General features: G+C 62.3%; 19 protein-coding genes. 5 read left to right on the forward strand and 14 right to left on the reverse strand.

Going from position 1 to position 18,655, the window contains the following annotated elements:
- The first annotated feature begins 169 nt into the window (after positions 1 to 169).
- A complete protein-coding gene (locus R4P70_RS15465) occupies positions 170 to 979 on the forward strand; it encodes a LuxR C-terminal-related transcriptional regulator (protein ID WP_046378400.1) in 810 nt (269 codons plus the stop codon).
- 4 nt (positions 980 to 983) lie between these two features.
- On the opposite strand, the gene R4P70_RS15470 is transcribed toward R4P70_RS15465, so the two are convergent.
- From R4P70_RS15470 to dxr, 5 genes are all read right to left on the reverse strand, one after another.
- On the reverse strand, positions 984 to 2,798 hold the full coding sequence (locus tag R4P70_RS15470; RefSeq protein WP_046378399.1) for a penicillin-binding transpeptidase domain-containing protein: 1,815 nt from the start codon (positions 2,796 to 2,798) through the stop codon (positions 984 to 986).
- 69 nt (positions 2,799 to 2,867) lie between these two features.
- Positions 2,868 to 3,704 (reverse strand): GNAT family N-acetyltransferase, encoded by an 837-nt coding sequence (locus R4P70_RS15475; RefSeq protein WP_003942692.1) that lies wholly within the window; start codon positions 3,702 to 3,704, stop codon positions 2,868 to 2,870.
- 111 nt (positions 3,705 to 3,815) lie between these two features.
- Entirely contained in the window at positions 3,816 to 4,973 is a 1,158-nt protein-coding gene (gene ispG, locus R4P70_RS15480; protein WP_007734888.1) for a flavodoxin-dependent (E)-4-hydroxy-3-methylbut-2-enyl-diphosphate synthase, read from the reverse strand.
- An 87-nt stretch (positions 4,974 to 5,060) separates the two neighbouring features.
- The gene (locus tag R4P70_RS15485; RefSeq protein ID WP_021333037.1) at positions 5,061 to 6,272 is read right to left on the reverse strand and encodes a M50 family metallopeptidase; all 1,212 of its coding nucleotides are present in this window, start codon (positions 6,270 to 6,272) and stop codon (positions 5,061 to 5,063) included.
- 7 nt (positions 6,273 to 6,279) lie between these two features.
- Positions 6,280 to 7,437, reverse strand: a complete 1,158-nt coding sequence (gene dxr, locus R4P70_RS15490) for a 1-deoxy-D-xylulose-5-phosphate reductoisomerase (RefSeq protein WP_021343933.1) — start codon at positions 7,435 to 7,437, stop codon at positions 6,280 to 6,282.
- A 120-nt stretch (positions 7,438 to 7,557) separates the two neighbouring features.
- Here dxr and R4P70_RS15495 point away from each other — a divergent pair, with 120 nt between their 5' ends.
- A complete protein-coding gene (locus tag R4P70_RS15495) occupies positions 7,558 to 7,827 on the forward strand; it encodes a DUF2631 domain-containing protein (protein ID WP_019747993.1) in 270 nt (89 codons plus the stop codon).
- Positions 7,828 to 7,907: 80 nt separating this feature from the next.
- Here the strand turns inward: R4P70_RS15495 and rlmN are convergent, their stop codons facing one another.
- A complete protein-coding gene (rlmN, locus tag R4P70_RS15500; protein ID WP_019747992.1) occupies positions 7,908 to 9,017 on the reverse strand; it encodes a 23S rRNA (adenine(2503)-C(2))-methyltransferase RlmN in 1,110 nt (369 codons plus the stop codon).
- A gap of 102 nt (positions 9,018 to 9,119) precedes the next feature.
- Between rlmN and R4P70_RS15505 the strand changes: the two genes are divergently transcribed.
- Positions 9,120 to 9,530 carry a lipopolysaccharide assembly LapA domain-containing protein gene (locus tag R4P70_RS15505; protein ID WP_020969349.1) on the forward strand — a complete coding sequence of 137 codons (411 nt, stop codon included), beginning with the start codon at positions 9,120 to 9,122 and terminating at the stop codon, positions 9,528 to 9,530.
- A 95-nt stretch (positions 9,531 to 9,625) separates the two neighbouring features.
- Positions 9,626 to 10,468 (forward strand): HpcH/HpaI aldolase/citrate lyase family protein, encoded by an 843-nt coding sequence (locus R4P70_RS15510; protein ID WP_030244636.1) that lies wholly within the window; start codon positions 9,626 to 9,628, stop codon positions 10,466 to 10,468.
- A gap of 79 nt (positions 10,469 to 10,547) precedes the next feature.
- Here R4P70_RS15510 and R4P70_RS15515 read toward each other — a convergent pair whose 3' ends face one another.
- The 6 genes from R4P70_RS15515 to rpsB form a co-directional block, all read right to left on the reverse strand.
- Positions 10,548 to 11,276 (reverse strand): class I SAM-dependent methyltransferase, encoded by a 729-nt coding sequence (locus tag R4P70_RS15515; protein WP_029255139.1) that lies wholly within the window; start codon positions 11,274 to 11,276, stop codon positions 10,548 to 10,550.
- A gap of 6 nt (positions 11,277 to 11,282) precedes the next feature.
- A complete protein-coding gene (locus R4P70_RS15520; RefSeq protein ID WP_003942673.1) occupies positions 11,283 to 12,179 on the reverse strand; it encodes a phosphatidate cytidylyltransferase in 897 nt (298 codons plus the stop codon).
- A gap of 48 nt (positions 12,180 to 12,227) precedes the next feature.
- A complete protein-coding gene (frr, locus tag R4P70_RS15525) occupies positions 12,228 to 12,785 on the reverse strand; it encodes a ribosome recycling factor (RefSeq protein WP_003942777.1) in 558 nt (185 codons plus the stop codon).
- Between the two features lie 43 nt (positions 12,786 to 12,828).
- Positions 12,829 to 13,557 (reverse strand): UMP kinase, encoded by a 729-nt coding sequence (gene pyrH / locus R4P70_RS15530; RefSeq protein WP_019747988.1) that lies wholly within the window; start codon positions 13,555 to 13,557, stop codon positions 12,829 to 12,831.
- Positions 13,558 to 13,757: 200 nt separating this feature from the next.
- Positions 13,758 to 14,585, reverse strand: coding sequence for a translation elongation factor Ts (gene tsf / locus R4P70_RS15535; RefSeq protein WP_019747987.1), 828 nt, complete (start codon positions 14,583 to 14,585; stop codon positions 13,758 to 13,760).
- Between the two features lie 152 nt (positions 14,586 to 14,737).
- Positions 14,738 to 15,619, reverse strand: a complete 882-nt coding sequence (gene rpsB / locus R4P70_RS15540) for a 30S ribosomal protein S2 (RefSeq protein ID WP_113682954.1) — start codon at positions 15,617 to 15,619, stop codon at positions 14,738 to 14,740.
- A gap of 313 nt (positions 15,620 to 15,932) precedes the next feature.
- Between rpsB and R4P70_RS15545 the strand changes: the two genes are divergently transcribed.
- Positions 15,933 to 16,427: a M23 family metallopeptidase gene (locus R4P70_RS15545; protein WP_317830984.1), complete on the forward strand. Its 495-nt coding sequence runs from the start codon at positions 15,933 to 15,935 to the stop codon at positions 16,425 to 16,427.
- A gap of 25 nt (positions 16,428 to 16,452) precedes the next feature.
- Here the strand turns inward: R4P70_RS15545 and R4P70_RS15550 are convergent, their stop codons facing one another.
- Both R4P70_RS15550 and R4P70_RS15555 read right to left on the reverse strand, forming a co-directional pair.
- Positions 16,453 to 17,562 (reverse strand): MinD/ParA family protein, encoded by a 1,110-nt coding sequence (locus R4P70_RS15550; protein WP_019747985.1) that lies wholly within the window; start codon positions 17,560 to 17,562, stop codon positions 16,453 to 16,455.
- Positions 17,563 to 17,684: 122 nt separating this feature from the next.
- Entirely contained in the window at positions 17,685 to 18,611 is a 927-nt protein-coding gene (locus R4P70_RS15555; RefSeq protein WP_317830985.1) for a tyrosine recombinase XerC, read from the reverse strand.
- Between the last annotated feature and the right edge of the window lie 44 nt (positions 18,612 to 18,655).

Genomic DNA, 18,655 nt, shown 5'->3' on the forward strand with positions numbered 1-18,655 from the left:
CCTTATCGATCGTCGTATGGTTGGCCCGACCGGTTAAGTTGGCGGCTCGTCATACGTACTGTTCACCCCCTATGATCTAGCTCACAAGAGAACTTCACTACCCCCAGAAAGGGGTACCTGCGTGAATCGACATGCTTCGTCACTTCTGCGTCCCCGCGACGGGGACGCTATGCGAGGTGAACTCCGAACGATTGCAGCTCAGGGCGTTGTTCCCGTGCTGTTCGGAGGCGAGGTCCAGGACGGAACCCTGCACCTGAGCGAATTCGTCGGCACCCGCACCAACAATCTCAAGGGCTTGGCCATCCCGCCGCGCTCGGGCATGGGCGGACGCGTCGTCGCCCAGGGTTCACCGATCACCGTCAACGATTACGGCAATTCGCAGTCCATCACTCATCACTTCGACCGGCCTGTTCTCAGCGAGGGCCTGCATTCGATCATCGCCGTTCCGGTCATGGTGTCCGGCAAATCGCGCGCTGTCCTCTACGCCGCGATCCGTGATTCCGCGCCTCTCGGCGATCGCACAGCAGACGTCATGGTCAGCGCATCCCGGCGTCTCGGGATGGAGTTCGCCATCCGCGACGAGGTCGATCGTCGCCTGCAACTACTTCAGGCCGCCGCCGCGACCACCGCCGACGGTATGTCTTCGGAAGAGATCCGCGGAGTCCACGCCGAACTACGCAGTGTCGCCCAGACCGTGACCGACACCGACTTGCAGACCAAGCTCCGCGGACTTTCCCAGCGTTTGGCCAACCTGCTGCGGCCTACCGCCGACGCCGAATCCGACGTCGCGCTCACCCCACGTGAAGTGGATGTTCTCTCGCAAGTCGCACTCGGCTGCACCAACATCGAAGCCGGCCAAAGGCTTTCCCTTCGACCTGAAACAGTCAAGAGCTATCTGCGAAGCGCGATGGGAAAGCTGGACGCGAGCTCACGCCACGAAGCCGTGGTTACCGCTCGCAGGTTGGGACTGCTCCCCTGAGGGGTCAGTAGCCTTCCGGCAGGGCGGTGAGCATGTCGCGGGTGACTGCGACGGCGTTGTCCGAACTTCCGCCCCGCACAACCAGAGTGGCGAAGGCCAGGTTGCCGCGATAGCCGACGAACCACGCATGCGATCCCCCGTCGACCTCGGCTTCACCGGTCTTGCCGTACACCTCACCCTGATCTTCGACGCGTTCTGCAGTACCGCTCGTGACCACGAGTCGCATCATGCCGCGCAGGCCGTCGACCATGGCCGGCGTGATCGCCGGGCGCTCACCGTCGATGGTGGTTTCGCGCCCCGAAATCAGTTGCGGCACCGGAGTCGAACCGTTCGCGACCGTCGCAGCTGCCATCGCCATTCCGAACGGACTGACCACGACCTTGCCCTGACCGAACCCGTCTTCCGTCCGCTGGACCAGGTCCGACGCAGGCGGCACCGAACCGGAATCGATCGGCAATCCCACCACGTTGTAGTCCTGGCCGATGCCGAACTGCGCTGCGGCAGTGGTCAACGTGTCTGCCTGCATCTCGCTGGCCAACTTGGCGAAGGACGTGTTGCACGAACGCGCGAAGGCCGTTGCCATCGGCACCGTGCCGAGTGCGAACTCGTTGTAGTTGGGGACGCTGCGCTCGCCGATCTCGATTCGGCCCGGGCATGGCACCATCGTGTCGGGGGTCGCCTGACCGGTCGAAATTGCCGCACCTGCCGTGATGATCTTGAAGGTCGAACCAGGCGGGTACTGACCCATCGTCGCGACCGGCCCGTCGCGGTCAGCTGCCTTGTTCTGCGCGACGGCCAGGATCGCGCCACTCGACGGTTCGATCACCACCATCATCGCCTGATCCTTGTTCACGTTCACCGCGCGCTGAGCAGCGATCTGGATGTTGCGGTCCAGACTGATACTGAACGACGGAACCGGTTGTGGCGCAGTCTCGGTCAACACGTCGGTGTCGACGCCGTTCTGGTTGACCGTGACGACACTCCAGCCGGCTTTGCCGTCGACCTCGTCGATGATCGTCTTCTTGATCTGCCCGAGAAGGTCAGGCGCGAACTCCGGGTCGGTCGACACGAGATCCGATTCGTCCGATACCGATACTCCCGATATCGCACCCAACTGCGCCGAAACTTGGTCGTAGTCATCACTGCGCAGCCGCGTCACCAGATAGTCACCCTTGACGGCCGTCGAGGATTCGGCAATCGACTGACCGGTCAGCGACGCATCGAACCGCCCGAGAACACTTGCGAGACTGTTCGCGGAACCTATGATGTCGTTGCTCTTGGAGCGATCGAACTTCACTCGGTAGACGATTCCCGGCACCAGGACGTCGGTCCCCGAATGCTCGTTGACCCGCGCTCGCGGCGCCGCGGTTGCCCGCAACGACATCGTCTGCTTGTCACCGAGGCGCGGATGAACGTCCGTCGAACTCCAACGGACGGACCAGTCGCCGTCCTTGCGTCCCATCTGCAGCTCGCCGTCGTACGTCCAGACGCGGTCTTTCGGCAGGTGCCACTCGTAGGTGTAGCCGACCGTCGCAGTGTCACCGTTCATCTTCACCGACGTGGTCTCGGCAGTCATCGACTCCGCCTGAAGCGCATCCCAGGTGTCACTCAATACAGGACCCGCGGAATCAGGCCGGTCCGTCATTTTTGCTGCCTCGTCGATGTCCCTGTCACCGAACGCACTCAGGAACTGCTGCGCGACGGGCTCGGGGCCGGCGGGTTTCGGAGTACACGAACTGATCCCCACCGCCAAAAAGACCACGGTGCAGGAGGCCAACAGTTGGGCCGAGCGACTACGAGAGAAATGCCGAGTGTTCATCGAGCCCCATAGTAGGGCGACAAATGCTCCACCCAGCGTAGGCGCGACCATTGCACGCAGCTTGGACGCTCAGTCGAGCAGCACCGTCGAGAAGGTCGCGACCTGCCGGAACCCCACCCGCGAATAGGTCGACCGCGCAATCGTATTGAAGCTGTTGACGTACAGGCTCGCAATGCGGCCGGTCGCCATGATCGACTCCGCTACAGCCGCTGTACCGGTCACGCCGAAGCCCTGCCCACGAAATTCCGGGTTGACCCACACGCCCTGAATCTGGCCACAGCGAGCAGACATCGAACCGACCTCCGCCTTGAAGACGACCTGGCCGTCCTCGATATGCGCCCACGCTCGACCAGCGGCGATCAGGCTTGCCACACGATGTCGATATCCGCGCCCACCGTCGTTTGCACGCGGATCGACGCCAACCTCTTCGATGAACATCGCGATCGCGGCAGGCAGATAGATCTCGAGTTCGTCCGAGCGAACCTGCCGCACCAGTGGGTCCGACGGGCATGCCAGCGGCTCGGATACCGCGAGCAACGGCTGTTCGGGGCGAACCTCCCGCGCAGTTCCCCAATCGAGCTCGAGCATCTCCCACAGCGGCAACGCCAATTCGGCGCGACCGACCACCGACGAGCACATGCGCGGAATCCGACAGGCGCGGTCAGCGAATGCCCGAATGTCATCCGGATCGCCTCGAAGTGGAACCAGATTTGCCCCGGCAAAGCACAGCGAGGACAACGGCCCGCCTCGACTCCACAGCTCGCCGTGAATCATTCGTGGGTCGACACCGCATTCTTCGACGCGCGCGGCAATCATGCAGGCGGCCACCGGATCGGCGTCGAGTACCCGTCGGACGTCTTCGAGATCTCGACTTCCGACCTGCTTGGCTCCGAGGAGTTTGAGCATCCGTCAACCCCCTCGACTCGACTGCGCGTCCACGAATATCACTACCCGATCATGATGCACTCAGATTGCCACGAACCTGACACCGACGGGGAAGATTCATCCGGCAATCACTCAACTCACGGTGACGACCGGCGCACCCTCCGAAGCGTCACCCTCCATGCTTTCGGCGATTTTCATCGCTTCTTCGATCAAAGTCTCGACGATCTGCGCCTCGGGCACCGTCTTGATGACCTTGCCCTTGACGAAGATCTGGCCCTTGCCGTTGCCGGACGCCACACCGAGGTCAGCCTCACGTGCTTCACCCGGTCCGTTCACGACGCAACCCATGACTGCCACGCGCAGCGGGATCTCCATGCCTTCGAGGCCGGCAGAGACCTCGTCGGCAAGTGTGTAGACATCGACCTGTGCACGGCCACACGAGGGGCATGACACGATCTCGAGCTTGCGGGGACGCAGGTTCAGAGACTGCAGAATCTGGTTACCGACCTTGATTTCTTCGGCCGGCGGGGCCGAGAGCGAAACCCGGATGGTGTCGCCGATACCCTCCGCGAGCAGCGCACCGAAGGCGACCGCGGACTTGATCGTGCCCTGAAACGCCGGCCCTGCCTCCGTGACGCCGAGGTGCAACGGGTAATCGCACTTCGCGGCGAGTTGGCGGTAAGCCTCGACCATGATCACCGGATCGTTGTGCTTGACGGAGATCTTGATGTCACCGAAGCCGTGCTCTTCGAACAACCCGGCCTCCCACAGCGCGGACTCGACCAACGCTTCGGGCGTCGCCTTGCCGTACTTCTCCATCAACCGAGGATCGAGCGATCCCGCGTTGACACCGATACGAATCGGAATGCCTGCATCACCGGCAGCCTTGGCTACCTCTTTGACACGGCCGTCGAATTCCTTGATGTTGCCCGGATTGACGCGCACCGCAGCGCATCCCGCATCGATTGCCGCGAAGATGTAGCGCGGCTGGAAGTGGATGTCGGCGATAACCGGAATCTGGCTCTTCTTCGCAATGATCGACAACGCGTCCGCGTCTTCCTGACGCGGGCAGGCGACACGGACGATGTCGCAACCGGACGCGGTCAGTTCCGCGATCTGCTGGAGCGTTGCATTGACGTCGTGCGTCTTCGTGGTGCACATGGACTGCACCGAGATGGGGAAATCGCTGCCCACACCTACCGTGCCGACCTGCAGCTGCCGTGTCTTGCGTCGAGGGGCAAGAATCGCTGCGGGTGCCGAGGGCATTCCCAGTCCGATAGGGATGGTCACGTCTGTGCCTTCTTTCATAGCTTCACTGCAAGTTTAGCCGGGCGATCGCCGCACTACCGCGCGGCAACCGTCGCCATGCTCACACGGTCAGAAGATCTTGATCGGATTGACGATGTCAGCCGTGAGTGTCAGCAACATGAACGCGCCACCGATCACGATGAATACGTAAGTAATCGGAAGGAGTCTCGTGTAGTCGACGGGACCGCCCGGAATCAAGCCGCGGCGAGCGCGGAACCAATCGCGGATCTTCTCGTAGAAGACCACCGCGATGTGACCGCCGTCGAGCGGCAACAGCGGCAGGATGTTGAAAACACCGAGGAAGAAGTTGATCGATGCGAGCAGCCCGACGAACATCGGCCACTCGGCTCGATCAGCGGCCTCGCCACCGATCACGCTGGCGCCGACCACGCTGATAGGTGTGTCCAGCGCCCGCTCGCCGCCCGTGATCGACTCCCACAGAGCCCCCACCTTGGACGGAATGTCGGCCAACGCCTTCACCGAGTCGACCATGATCTGTCCGGTGTAGTCGAAGGCTGCCGGAACAGCAGTGAGCGCGTTGTACTCGACCAACGCCGAGCCCGGACCACCGATTCCGACAGCGGATACTTCCTGCTTCACGGGAACGCCACTGGCCGAGTTCACATATCGCTGGACTCGTTCGGGGACGACCGTGATCGACAACGCCTCTCCGTCGCGATCAACCGACAACACGATCGGGCCATCCACACCTCGAATAGCAGCTGCCACCTCGGGGAAGGTGCTCGTCGACTTTCCATCGACTGCGGTGATCCGATCCCCCGATTTCAGGCCCGCATCTCCTGCGGGGCCTCCACCCGAGCACTCTGTCAGCTCGAAGTTGCCGTCCTGGCCCAGCTGATCGGGGGCTACACACGTGACCTCTTGGACCACTGGCTGAGCGGGCTCAGTTCGACCCCAACCGAGGAGCAATGCGTAAATCAGGAGGAACCCGAGAATGAAGTTCATCGCGATACCGCCGGACATGACGACGACACGCTTCCACGCCGCCTTCTTGTACATCGCATGCGGCTCTTCTTCGGGCGTCATCTCGTCGAGAGCCGTCATGCCGGCGATGTCGCAGAATCCACCGAGCGGCAGCGCCTTGAGGCCGTACTCGGTCTCACCTCGACGGAACGAGAAGATCTTCGGTCCGAAGCCGATGTAGTAGCGGCGAACCTTCATTCCCAAAGCCTTGGCCGTCCACATGTGGCCGGCTTCGTGCAGGGCGATGGACACGCCGATGCCGAGGGCAAACAGCACTACGCCCAGTGCAAAAACCATGAAAGCTCTAGCCCTCCTGCTTCACGAGCTGACGCGCTCGTGTGCGTGCCCAGCCGTCTGCGGCCAGAACGTCGTCCACGGTAACCGGTTCCGCGGACCATTGACCTGCATCGTCGAGAACAGCGGCCACCGTGCGGACGATCGCCGGGAAGGAAATGACACCGTCGAGGAATGCCTGAGCCGCCACTTCGTTGGCCGCGTTGTAGATCGCGGTGAAGCAACCGCCGGATTTGCCCGCGCTTCGCGCCAGATCGACGGCGGGGAACACCGACGAATCGAGCGGCTCGAATTCCCAGGTGGAGGCGGTGGTGAAGTCGCATGCCGACGCAGCACCTTCGATGCGGTCCGGCCAGCCTAGAGCGAGAGCGATGGGGAGCTTCATGTCCGGCGGGCTTGCCTGCGCCAGCGTCGACCCGTCGAAGAAGGTGACCATGGAATGCACGATCGACTGCGGGTGCACGGTGACGTCGATGCGGTCGTAGTCGATCCCGAACAGCAGGTTCGTCTCGATCAGCTCGAGGCCCTTGTTGACCAGAGTTGCCGAATTGAGGGTGTTCATGGGCCCCATCGACCAGGTGGGGTGCGCTTTCGCCTGAGCTGGATTCACACTTTCGAGATCCTCGGCGCTCCAGCCACGGAACGGTCCACCCGAAGCGGTGAGAACCAACCGAGCCACTTCGTCGCCTGTTCCACCACGTAGACACTGGGCAAGCGCCGAATGCTCCGAGTCGACCGGCACGATCTGACCGGGTGCGGCGGCTTTGGTCACCAGCGCTCCGCCGGCGACAAGCGATTCCTTGTTCGCCAGCGCAAGGCGCGCTCCCGAGTTCAACGCCGCCAGAGTCGGTTCGAGTCCCAACGAACCGACGAGTGCATTGAGGACAACATCGGCACCGCTGTCCCGAACCAGTTCCGTCACGGCGCTCGGTCCCGAACGGGCGGTTACCGACTGCAGCGCCGATGCCGCTGCAGGATCGGCGACGGCGACGTCCGTGACGCCGGTTGCACGAATCTGTTCGCCCAACAACTCGACGTTGTTGCCGCCCGCTGCGAGACCGACTACTTCGAAACGATCGGGGTTGGCTGCGATGACCTCCAGCGCTTGGGTACCGATCGAACCGGTACTGCCGAGGAGGAGGACGCGGGTACGTGTGGTTTCCTGCACTCGCCCATTGTTCCTGATAACACCTGAGAACAACCTTATCGACGCCCAACTACGTACGACAGGCAGTCGTATGTCACCATATTGGGCAGTAGTGCAACCGAATGAGCAGGAGGATCGACCGTGGCCGATACCCAGTTGGACGTCAAGTCCAGCGCCCCCGTCGTGGTCTCGCACGTCGATGAGGCCGAGGTCCCCTCTGCCGCATGGGGGTGGAGTGGTGAAGGACTCAAGTTTTTCCGTTTCCTCGGATGGTTCTTCGCAATATTCCTGCTTCTGATGATGATCGGAAACCATCACGGCAAGGTCGAGGATCTGTGGCTCATCGGCACCGCCGGATTGATGATCTTCGTTCTGGTCCGCGACATCGTCATCCGTCGCCGCCCGCGCTAGAGACCTGACAAAGAGAAGGCCTCCACGAACGAAAGTTGGTGGCGGCCTTCTCTTTATGTGTTTTTCAGGCCTGGAGGGTTTCAGTTCTCGGCTGCCAGCTGGCCACAGGCTGCGGCGATTTCCTGACCGCGCGTATCGCGCACGGTGCACGAGACACCCTGGGCGATGACCCGACGCACGAACTCACGCTCGACGTCCTTGGGGCTCGCGTCCCACTCGCTACCCGGAGTCGGGTTGAGCGGAATCAGGTTGACGTGCACCAACCCGCCGAGTGCTTTCTTCAGCTTCTTGCCCAGCATGTCCGCGCGCCACGGCTGATCGTTGACGTTCTTGATCATCGCGTACTCGATGGACACACGCCGACCGGTCTTGTCTGCGTAGTACCGGGCAGCCTGAAGTACCTCCGACACCGACCAGCGATTGTTGACCGGCACAAGTGTGTCGCGCAGTTCGTCGTCCGGTGTGTGCAGCGATACCGCCAGCGTGACGCTCAGGCCTTCGTCAGCGAGCTTGCGGATAGCGGGAGCGAGGCCGACGGTCGAGACCGTCACGGACCGCTGAGACAGGCCGAGCCCGTCGGGTGCGGGCGAAGTGATGCGTCGTACCGCTGCCACCACGCGCTTGTAGTTCGCCAAAGGCTCGCCCATACCCATGAACACGACGTTCGAGAGGCGGCCGGGTCCGCCGGCAACATCACCGTCGCGCATTGCGGCCGCTGCCTCGCGAACCTGATCGACGATCTCGGCGGTCGAAAGGTTGCGGTCGAGGCCGCCCTGACCCGTCGCACAGAACGGGCAGGCCATTCCGCAGCCTGCCTGACTCGAGATACAGAGCGTCGCCCGATCGGGATAGCGCATCAGGACGCTTTCGAGCAGCGTTCCGTCATGCGCCTTCCACAGGGTCTTGCGAGTGTCGCCCGAATCGCACGCGAGGTGCTTGATCGGGGTCAACAAGGTCGGGAACAGCGACTCCCCCACCTTCTCGCGCACCGATGCGGGGAGATCGGTCATCTTCTCCGGATCGGCTTCGAGCCGCGCGTAGTACTGACGCGCGAGCTGATCGGCCCGGAAAGCCGGAAGGCCGAGCTCTTTCACCGCTTCTTTGCGCTCGGCGGAATCGAGATCGGCGAGGTGCCGTGGAGGCATTCCGCGCTTGGGTGCAGTGAAAACGAGGGGAAGAGAGGCAGCCATAGTTACACCATTGTCCCATTGTTTTGGGGTGCTACCCCACTGCCACCCGATTGTGGCCGGATTACCCGTGCAACTTTGCGCAGGTTGCGTGATGATCATGTCATGTCAACCACACCAGAGGATCCGTCGAACTCCCCCGTGTACGGCCCCGCCGACGGTTTCGGTCCCGATCCGGAACTTCCGAAGGTGGGCGAGGACAAGGCAGTGGAAAAACACGATCCGGAACCGACACCGACGCCTGAACCGGTGCCGACCGGAACGTCGGTCACCGACCGAACCAGAGCTGCGACGACCTGGGTTGGCCTGGTCATAGGCGCAATTGTGCTGATCTTACTTCTGGTGTTCATCCTGCAGAACCTCGAGAGCGTCTCCGTCAAGATCCTCGCCTGGCAGATCGACTTTCCGCTCGGAATCACGATCCTGCTCTCCGCGATCGCGGGCGCATTGATCATGGCGTTGGCAGGCGGGGTTCGCATCATTCAGATCCGGCGCGCAGCGAAGCGGCAGATGTGACTGAAATCTAGTTACGCAATTGGGTCGATCGATGGGCCAGCAGGCATCATTGATGTCGTGGAAATCACCGGAAAGGCCCTGATGTGACTACTCACATGGAGAGACCTGTGACCTCGCGAATTGCCCCACAGCAGGCAAGATCCTGGCTCCTCGTCCCCGCGTCCAAACCGGACACCTTCGACGCCGCACTCGCGAGTGCGGCCGACGCCGTCATTCTCGACCTCGAGGATGCCGTCACCGCACCCAACAAACCGGCGGCCCGCCGCGACGTCGCCGCATTCCTGAGCGAACACAATCACGCCTGGGTTCGGATCAACGACGCCACGACACCGTTCTGGGAAGAGGATCTGGCCGCACTCGCGGGCCTCCCCGGACTCGAGGGTGTCATGCTCGCAAAGACCGAAAGCGGTCAGCAGGCCGACGCCACGGCCGAGCGACTTCCCGAAGGCACCAAGATTCTTGCTCTCGTCGAATCCGCGGTAGGACTCGAGGCTGCGCCCGAGATCGCACGCACAGACGGCATCTTCCGTCTCGCATTCGGCAGCGGCGACTTCCGGCGCGACACTGGGATGGACGACTCCCCCACGTCGATGTCGTACCCGCGTTCGCGGCTCACCATCGCCAGCCGCGCGGCACGCATCGCTCCGCCGATCGACGGTCCCACGCTCGGCCCCGATCTGGATCTGCTCGCCCGAGACTGTGCGATCACCTTGTCACTCGGTATGGCCGGCAAACTCTGCATGACCACCGCGCAGACTGCCCCCGTCAACGCGGGACTGAGTCCATCCGTGGCCGACGCGATCTGGGCTCAGAATGTCATCGACGATCTCGGCGAAGACGGCTCACGCGTGCGCGATGGCAGCGACCTGCCCAAGCTCGCCAAGGCGAAGAAGATTCACAAGCTCGCCACCCTGTTCCACATCCCCACCGATCACTGATTTTTTTACTACTGAATCGGTGCAGAAAACGTCAGGCGCTCAAGTCGGAGCGCCTGACGTTCGTCTTTTGAGTCCGCTTTCACGCAAGTTCGAGTGATCGTGGTTTGGACCGAACATGGATCCGGTATCGCACAGTGAAGCCCAATCCCGTTACTTGCGAGAACGCACGCTCGGCAGTCTTCTCGGTGAACTCGATTCCGAGTACTCGCCGCAAGTCGTCTCGATTCTCGAACTCCCACCGGGCGTCGACACGCGTGAGCGAGAACCCTTGAGCCTCGAAGAATCCTTCGACCGCCGCGGGATCGTATTTGGGCAGATCCGCCCTCATCCACTCTCCGTACGGGCCGGCGCTCACATCGAGATCCACGATCAGCAGGGCTCCCCCGGGCCTCAGGATGCGCATGGCTTCACGAATTCCCGGGCCGCAGCCTTTGCCGAAAAAGTACGCCGTACGGGCATGAACGAGATCGACTGAAGCATCCACCAGACCCGTGGACTCTGCTGAACCCTGGACTACGTCGATCGACGCCGAATCGCGGGTTCGTTCCCGCGCGGCCTTCACCAGCGGTGCGTGCGGCTCCACTCCGACAACACGACGGGCAGTACGAGCGAACTCCGGTAGATGGAACGCCGCCCCACAGCCGACATCGACGACGTCGCGTCCAGACCAGTCGACCTGGGCTCGCATCGCGGCCCAAATGGAACCGTCGACGTCCTGCGCGCGGTTCTCGATTTCGTACACGTCCGGCCAATGCCAGATGTTCGGGCTGGGGATCGGCTTGGAACGGCCGGAGAAGAAATCACGCACGCGAAATCAGACGAGTGCGTACAGAATCAGCCAGGTGACAAATGCCGACGGCAGGAGTGAATCCAGGCGATCCATGATTCCGCCGTGGCCGGGAAGCAGGGTTCCCATGTCCTTGATGCCGAGTTCACGCTTGATCTGCGATTCGATCAGGTCGCCGACCGTCGCGACTACCACCAGGACGACACCGAGCAGGACGCCGATCATCGAGTTCGCGTCGAGGATCAACGTCACCGAAAGCAGACTGCCGATGACGCAGAAAATGAGGGAGCCGACGAATCCTTCCCAGGACTTCTTCGGACTCACAGCCGGCACCATCGGGTGCTTCCCGAACAGCACTCCGGCCGCGTAACCGCCGATGTCGGAGCACACGACACCGATCATCAGGACGAAAACGCGACCCGGGCCGTCGTCTTCGAGCACCATCAACGCACCGAATGACGCCAACAGCGGGATCCACGCCAGAACGAACACCGTGATGGAGGTGTCTCTCAGGAAGTTCTTCGGGGTCGCCTTGAGCCCGTGGTCGAACAACCGCCACACCATGCACACCAGGACGGTTGCGGTGAATCCGCTGAGCACCCCGACCGGTCCCCACGGCCAGCCGAGCCAGATCGTGGCTTGCCCTCCGACGAGAAGGGGAATTCGCGGCACCTCGATGTCGGCTTCACGAAGCCGCGTTGTGACCTCCCACGTCGCGATGAACATCGCGATCGCGACGACAGCGATCCATCCCGGGGGCAGGAAGATCAAAGTGCCGATGACCAAGGCTCCGAGACCAGCTCCGACGCCGATGGCGGCAGGTAGGTTCCTGCCCGCCTTCGACTTCGGCGGTTGCGCGCCCTCAGCGCCGCCCGTAGGCCCGTCCGTGACGGGACCACCGGCGGTTCCCTCTTGTGCGTGCACCCAAACTCCCTGATCTACTCCCGACGACAAACACTGCAAATGAGGAGGCTATACCTCCATCAACTCTGCTTCCTTGTGCTTGACGAGTTCCTCGACCGTGTGCACGTACTTCGCCGTGGTCTTGTCGAGTTCTTTCTCTGCGCGACCGACCTCGTCCTCGCCGGCTTCACCGTCCTTCTGGATCCGGCCGAGTTCGTCCATCGCCTTGCGGCGGATGTTGCGCAGCGTGACCTTCGAATCCTCGCCCTTGGACTTGGCCTGCTTCACCAGTTCACGACGACGCTCTTCAGTGAGCTGCGGAACCGAGATGCGGATGATGCTGCCGTCGTTGGACGGGTTCACACCGAGATCCGAGTTGCGGATCGCCGTCTCGATCGCGTTGAGCTGCGAAGCCTCGTACGGCTTGACGATGACCATGCGGGCCTCGGGGACGTTGATGCTCGCGAGCTGCGTGATCGGCGTGATCGAACCGTAGTAGTCGATCACGATGCGCGAGAACATACCGGGGTTCGCGCGTCCGGTGCGAACCGAGCCGAGATCGTCCTTGGCTACCGTGACAGCCTTTTCCATCTTCTCTTCTGCCTCGAAGAGCGCTTCATCGATCACGGCTGTTCCTCCATGTTGTTCTGCATCATTTTTTGGGTGTCACTCACGACTTGATCAGGGTGCCGATCTTCTCACCGGACACCGCGCGAGCGATGTTTCCTTCGGTGAGGAGGTTGAACACCATCATCGGCATCGAGTTGTCCATGCACAGGCTGAACGCCGTCGCGTCCGCGACCTTGAGCTCACGTTCGATGACCTCGCGGTGCGTGATCTGTTCGTACATCGTCGCGTCCGGGTCGATACGCGGGTCGGCCGAGTAGACGCCGTCGACGGCCTTGGCCATCAGCACTACCTCGGCACCGATCTCCAGCGCGCGCTGCGCAGCAGTGGTGTCGGTGGAGAAGTAGGGCATACCCATCCCGGCACCGAAGATGACTACGCGCCCCTTCTCGAGGTGCCTACGTGCGCGAAGCGGAAGGTACGGCTCGGCGACCTGTCCCATGGTGATTGCCGTCTGCACTCGAGAATCGACGCCGGCCTTCTCCAGGAAATCCTGCAGAGCGAGGCAGTTCATGACGGTGCCGAGCATGCCCATGTAGTCGGAGCGCGCGCGATCGAGGCCACGCTGCTGCAGTTCCGCTCCGCGGAAGAAGTTTCCGCCGCCGATGACCACTGCAACCTGTACGCCCGATCGAACGACCTCTGCGATCTGCTCAGCCACCTTGGTGACCACGTCGGGATCGAGACCGACTTTGCCGCCTCCGAACATTTCGCCGCCGAGTTTGAGCAGGACCCGCTTGAATCCTGGACGTTCGTTGGCTGGTTCGGACATTGTTCTCCTCAGTTCGATACAAGACCTTGTAGGTCCTTCATTCTTCTTCTGCCGCCGAATCGGACACCGCGACATAGGAAAGCCCCCGGGACTCGTCCCGAAGCACTCTTATCCTGCCTCATCGGAGGCCCCAGGTACACGTAGACCCCGCCGGTAGAGCAAATGCTCTTCAGGCGGGGTCCATGTGTACGGGCTCCGAATTAAGCGGAGGCGCCGACCTCGAAACGCACGAAGCGCTTGATGGTCACGCCTGCCTCGTCGAGGATCGCCTTGACGGTCTTCTTGGAGTCCGTGACCGAAGACTGCTCGGTCAGAACGACGTCCTTGAAGAAACCGTTGACGCGGCCTTCGATGATCTTCGGCAGAGCCTGCTCGGGCTTGCCTTCTGCGCGGGCGGTCTCCTCGGCGATGTGACGCTCGGAAGCGACGATTTCAGCGGGAACCTCGTCACGCGTGACGTACTTTGCCTTGAGTGCTGCGACCTGCATTGCAGCGCCGCGAGCGGCCTCAGCAGCAGCATCGCCTTCGCCGGTGTACTCGATGAGAACGCCGACAGCGGGCGGCAAGTCGGAGCTGCGCTTGTGCAGGTACACGGCAACGGGGCCGTCGAAGGAAGCGACGCGGCTCAGTTCGAGCTTCTCGCCGATCTTCGCGGACTGCTCCGCAATGACGGTGTCGATGGTCTTGCCGTCGAGCTCGAGCGCCTTGAGAGCGTCGAGGTCCGCAGGCTTGCCAGCAGCAGCGACGGTCACGATCTCGTCGGCCAGCTTGATGAACTCGTCGTTCTTGGCGACGAAGTCGGTCTCGCAGTTGATCTCGATCATGACGCCGTCCTTGGCGACGACGAGACCCTCAGCGGTGGTGCGCTCTGCGCGCTTTCCGACATCCTTCGCGCCCTTGATGCGCAGCTGCTCGACGGCCTTGTCGAAATCGCCGTCTGCATCTGCGAGTGCGTTCTTACATGCCATCATTCCGGAGCCGGTGAGCTCACGGAGCCGCTTGACGTCAGCGGCGGTGTAGTTCGCCATGATTAGCGAGCCTCCTCATGTGTCTGTTTCGGACCTAGGACTAACGGTGAAGCACGGCCTAGCGGTGAAGCACGGCCTGACGGTGGTGCTCGGGCCTAACGGTGAAACGGCCCTGACCAAAAGAACTCTTGGTCAGGGCCGGTTTCAACGAATCAGGCCTCGGTGGCCGGTGCCTCTGCGGCGGGGGCTGCCTCAGCCTCTGCAGCCGGAGCTGCCTCAGCCTCTGCAGCCGGAGCTGCCTCAGCCTCTGCAGCCGGAGCTGCCTGCGAGAGCAGTTCCTGCTCCCACTCGGCGAGGGGCTCGCCTGCGCCGGCTTCGGGCTTCGCGTCCTTGTCGGCGCTCAGTCCTGCACGTGCCTGCACACCTTCGGCAACCGCGGAAGCGACAACCTTGGTCAGCAGTGCTGCGGAACGGATGGCGTCGTCGTTGCCCGGGATCGGGTAGTCGACGAGGTCGGGGTCGCAGTTGGTGTCCAGGATCGCGATGACCGGGATGTTCAGCTTGCGAGCCTCGGCAACTGCCAGGTGCTCCTTGTTGGTGTCGACGATCCACACCGCGGAAGGAACCTTGGCCATGTCGCGGATACCACCGAGGGTGCGATCCAGCTTGGTCATCTCACGCGTGAGCATGAGGATTTCCTTCTTGGTGCGACCTTCGAATCCACCGGTCTGCTCCATTGCCTCGAGCTCCTTGAGGCGAAGCAGACGCTTGTGAACGGTGGTGAAGTTGGTGAGCATGCCGCCGAGCCAACGCTGGTTGACGTAGGGCATTCCGACGCGAGTCGCTTCGGAAGCGATGGACTCCTGCGCCTGCTTCTTGGTGCCGACGAAGAGGACGGTGCCGCCGTGGGCAACGGTCTCCTTGACGAACTCGTACGCCTTGTCGATGTACGTCAGCGTCTGCTGGAGGTCGATGATGTAGATGCCGTTGCGGTCGGTCAAGATGAATCGCTTCATCTTCGGGTTCCAGCGACGGGTCTGATGTCCGAAGTGGGTTCCACTATCGAGCATCTGCTTCATGGTTACGACAGCCATGGCTGTGTACCTCAAACTTTCAATCCGGTTGATGCAGGCGATCGGGTGATCCCTGCCCTGGCACCCGCACGGCCGTCGGACCTGTTTCGTGAGAACCAGGACCAGCCGAGGCCGGAAAACGTGCGCGGGCGCGCGAAGTCGGACTGTGCGAGCACAGACCGCTCGACAAGTGTACGTCCTCGTCCGCCGATGCCATAACCACCCCGGAAGCAACAGACCGAACCGGCGGTTGTGGATCGGCGGTCATCTTGTGGACTACCCGTCTGATCTGCATTGAAGCGCGCGTGGCTCCACGCAAGATCAAGGAATGACGATGTTGCTCGGAGCTCGACGAGGAGTGGTCGTTGCCGTGATCTCCTGCTGTGTCGCCGTAGGCACGGCGTCGGCAGACACGCGTTTCGACTGGCCGCTCGCTCCCCGGCCGCACGTGGAACGCGCTTTCGACAAACCGGCCAAGAATTGGCTGCCGGGTCATCGCGGGGTCGATCTCGGCGGCAGTGCCGGCCAATCCGTCCTCGCGGCCGGCGACGGCATTGTGGTGTTCGCTGGAGTGGTCGCCGGAAAGCCGACGGTGTCGATAGATCATTCCGGCGGCCTACGCACGACCTATGAACCCGTCGTGGCAGTCGTTCGCGCAGGTGAACGTGTCGCCGCCAGGTCCGTGATCGGAACCCTCGAAACCGGGCACGAAGGGTGTGCTGTCGAAGCATGTCTGCACTGGGGCTTGCGCCGTGGACGCGAGTATCTCGATCCACTCGGACTCGTTCGGACGCAACCGCTCAGGCTCAAGCCATTGAAAGGAGGCTGATCGGTCGCAGAAATCGGGCGCAGAATCAGTGCCACTCGGAAACGGCGTGCCGACCCACAGCGTCCGCGAAGTCGTCGGCCACCATCGCTGCCAGTTCCATGAACGCCCGTCTGGTGGCCGGTCGCATCAACTCGAGGTCCATCACCGAACCCTCCGCGAGATGCTCGTCGAAAGGAATGACCTCGACGGCGCGGCATCGACGCATGAAATAGTCCACCAAAGCGTCCATGTCGATCACGCTCGACCCTGGTCGGGCGGCGCTGATGACGACGACGGTCCGTTCGACCAGATGGCCGTATCCGTGCAACTGAAGCCAATCGAGCGTTGCCGCTGCGCTGCGCGCTCCGTCGATTGCCGGCGAACTGACGAGAACCAACGAATTGGCAAGATCGAGAACGCCGTTCATCGCCGAGTGCATGATCCCGGTACCGCAATCAGTGAGGATGATGTTGTAGTAGACCTGCAAGATGTCGATGACCTGGCGATAGTCCGCCTCGCTGAATGCCTCCGAAATCGCCGGATCCTGCTCACTCGCCAGGACCTCGAGACGACTCGACGACTGGGATGTGTGCACTCGAACGTCCGAATAGCTCTTTATGTCCGGTCTAGCAGCAATCAGATCGCGCACCGTCGAATTGGTCTGCAGCGGAACACGTTGCGCCAAAGTTCCGAAATCTGGATTGGCGTCAACCGCCACGACGCAGTCACCACGAAGCGAAGCAAATGTCGCACCGAGCCCGACGGTGACCGTCGTCTTGCCCACGCCCCCTTTGAGCGAGAGCAAAGCCACTCGGTAGTCGTTACGGATCGGCTGCTCGATTCGGGCGGCCAGTGCACGGTTGCGCTGTTCGTTGGTCGAATCCCCCAGATTGACCACACCTCCGGTCGCACGATGCAATCCCCTACGCCATCCACCACGCGGCGTCCGTTTAGGGCGTTTCAGTAAAGCTTCGGCAACCAGATCCTGGTTTGTCACCTGCTGTTGGCTCGACGGTGGCGGTGGCGTGGTCCAGACCTCTTGCAGTCGTGCCACAGGCTCCGGCGTCGGCGCAGGCTCGGGAGCCGGTTGTGGCGCTTCGGACAGCCAGGCCGGTTGGCCGCTGTTCGGCAGGTGCTTCACATCTTGGCGGTTCACGAATCCCCCGGATTTCGCATGTCATCGAGTGTCTCGACACGACGATCGAACTTGCCGATTGTTCACTCTTCTGAGCTGCGACGCTACCAAATGCCGGCCGAGAACTCGCGTCACTTCACAATCTAGGCGCGCGGATGGGCCTGATCGTGGACGGATCGAAGGCGTTCGACCGACACGTGCGTGTACAGCTGAGTGGTCGCCAAACTCGCATGCCCGAGGAGTTCTTGGACCACACGAAGGTCTGCACCACCCTCCAGCAAATGTGTCGCAGCCGAGTGTCGAAGCCCGTGCGGACCCATGTCGGGAGCCCCTGGAATTGCAGCCATGGTTTCGTGGACCACCGAACGCGCCTGACGCTGATCGAGCCGGCCGCCTCGAACTCCGAGGAGCAATGCTCGCCCGGACCTATCCGAACTCAACGCAGGTCGTCCGTGCTCCAGCCACCCGTTCAGTGCCGATTCTGCGGGCATGCCGTATGGCACCGATCGCTCCTTGTTCCCCTTGCCGAGGACACGAAGCAAACGTCGATCAGCATCGACCGACTCGACGTCCAGTCCGCACAACTCGCCGACGCGAATTCCGGTGGAGTACAACAATTCCACGATGAGTCGGTCTCGGAGGGCGAGCGGCTCTTGTTGCTGCGCACCGCTTTCCGCTGCATCCATTGCGTCGAGGGCCTGGCTCTGACGCAGCACCGTCGGCAGCGTGCGACGAGCAGGTGGAGCCGCCAGACGTGTGCCCGGGTCGACGGAAATTCGTCCGGTCTGCGCGAGCCACGCAGTGAAACCACGCGCCGAAGAAGCCCGTCGAGCTACCGTCGTACGGGCTGTTCCTACGGCATTCTGGGCGGCCAACCACGAACGCATGACACTTAGGTCGAGGCGGTCGAGATCTGCATTCTCCGAACCCGCGGAGAAATGGGTCAGCAATGCCCGCGCGTCACCGACGTAGGCGCGGATCGTGTGTTCCGACCGGCCTCGGCTCAGTCGGAGGTGCTCGGCATACGCATCGAGGTGAACGCTCAAGCTCGCCGGCAATGCGTCAGTCATGAACACACGCTCGCTCGCCGCGATTGAAACCGCAAGCTCCCTCG

The organism is Rhodococcus sp. IEGM 1241 (assembly GCF_033142365.1).
Lineage (GTDB): Bacteria > Actinomycetota > Actinomycetes > Mycobacteriales > Mycobacteriaceae > Rhodococcus_F > Rhodococcus_F erythropolis.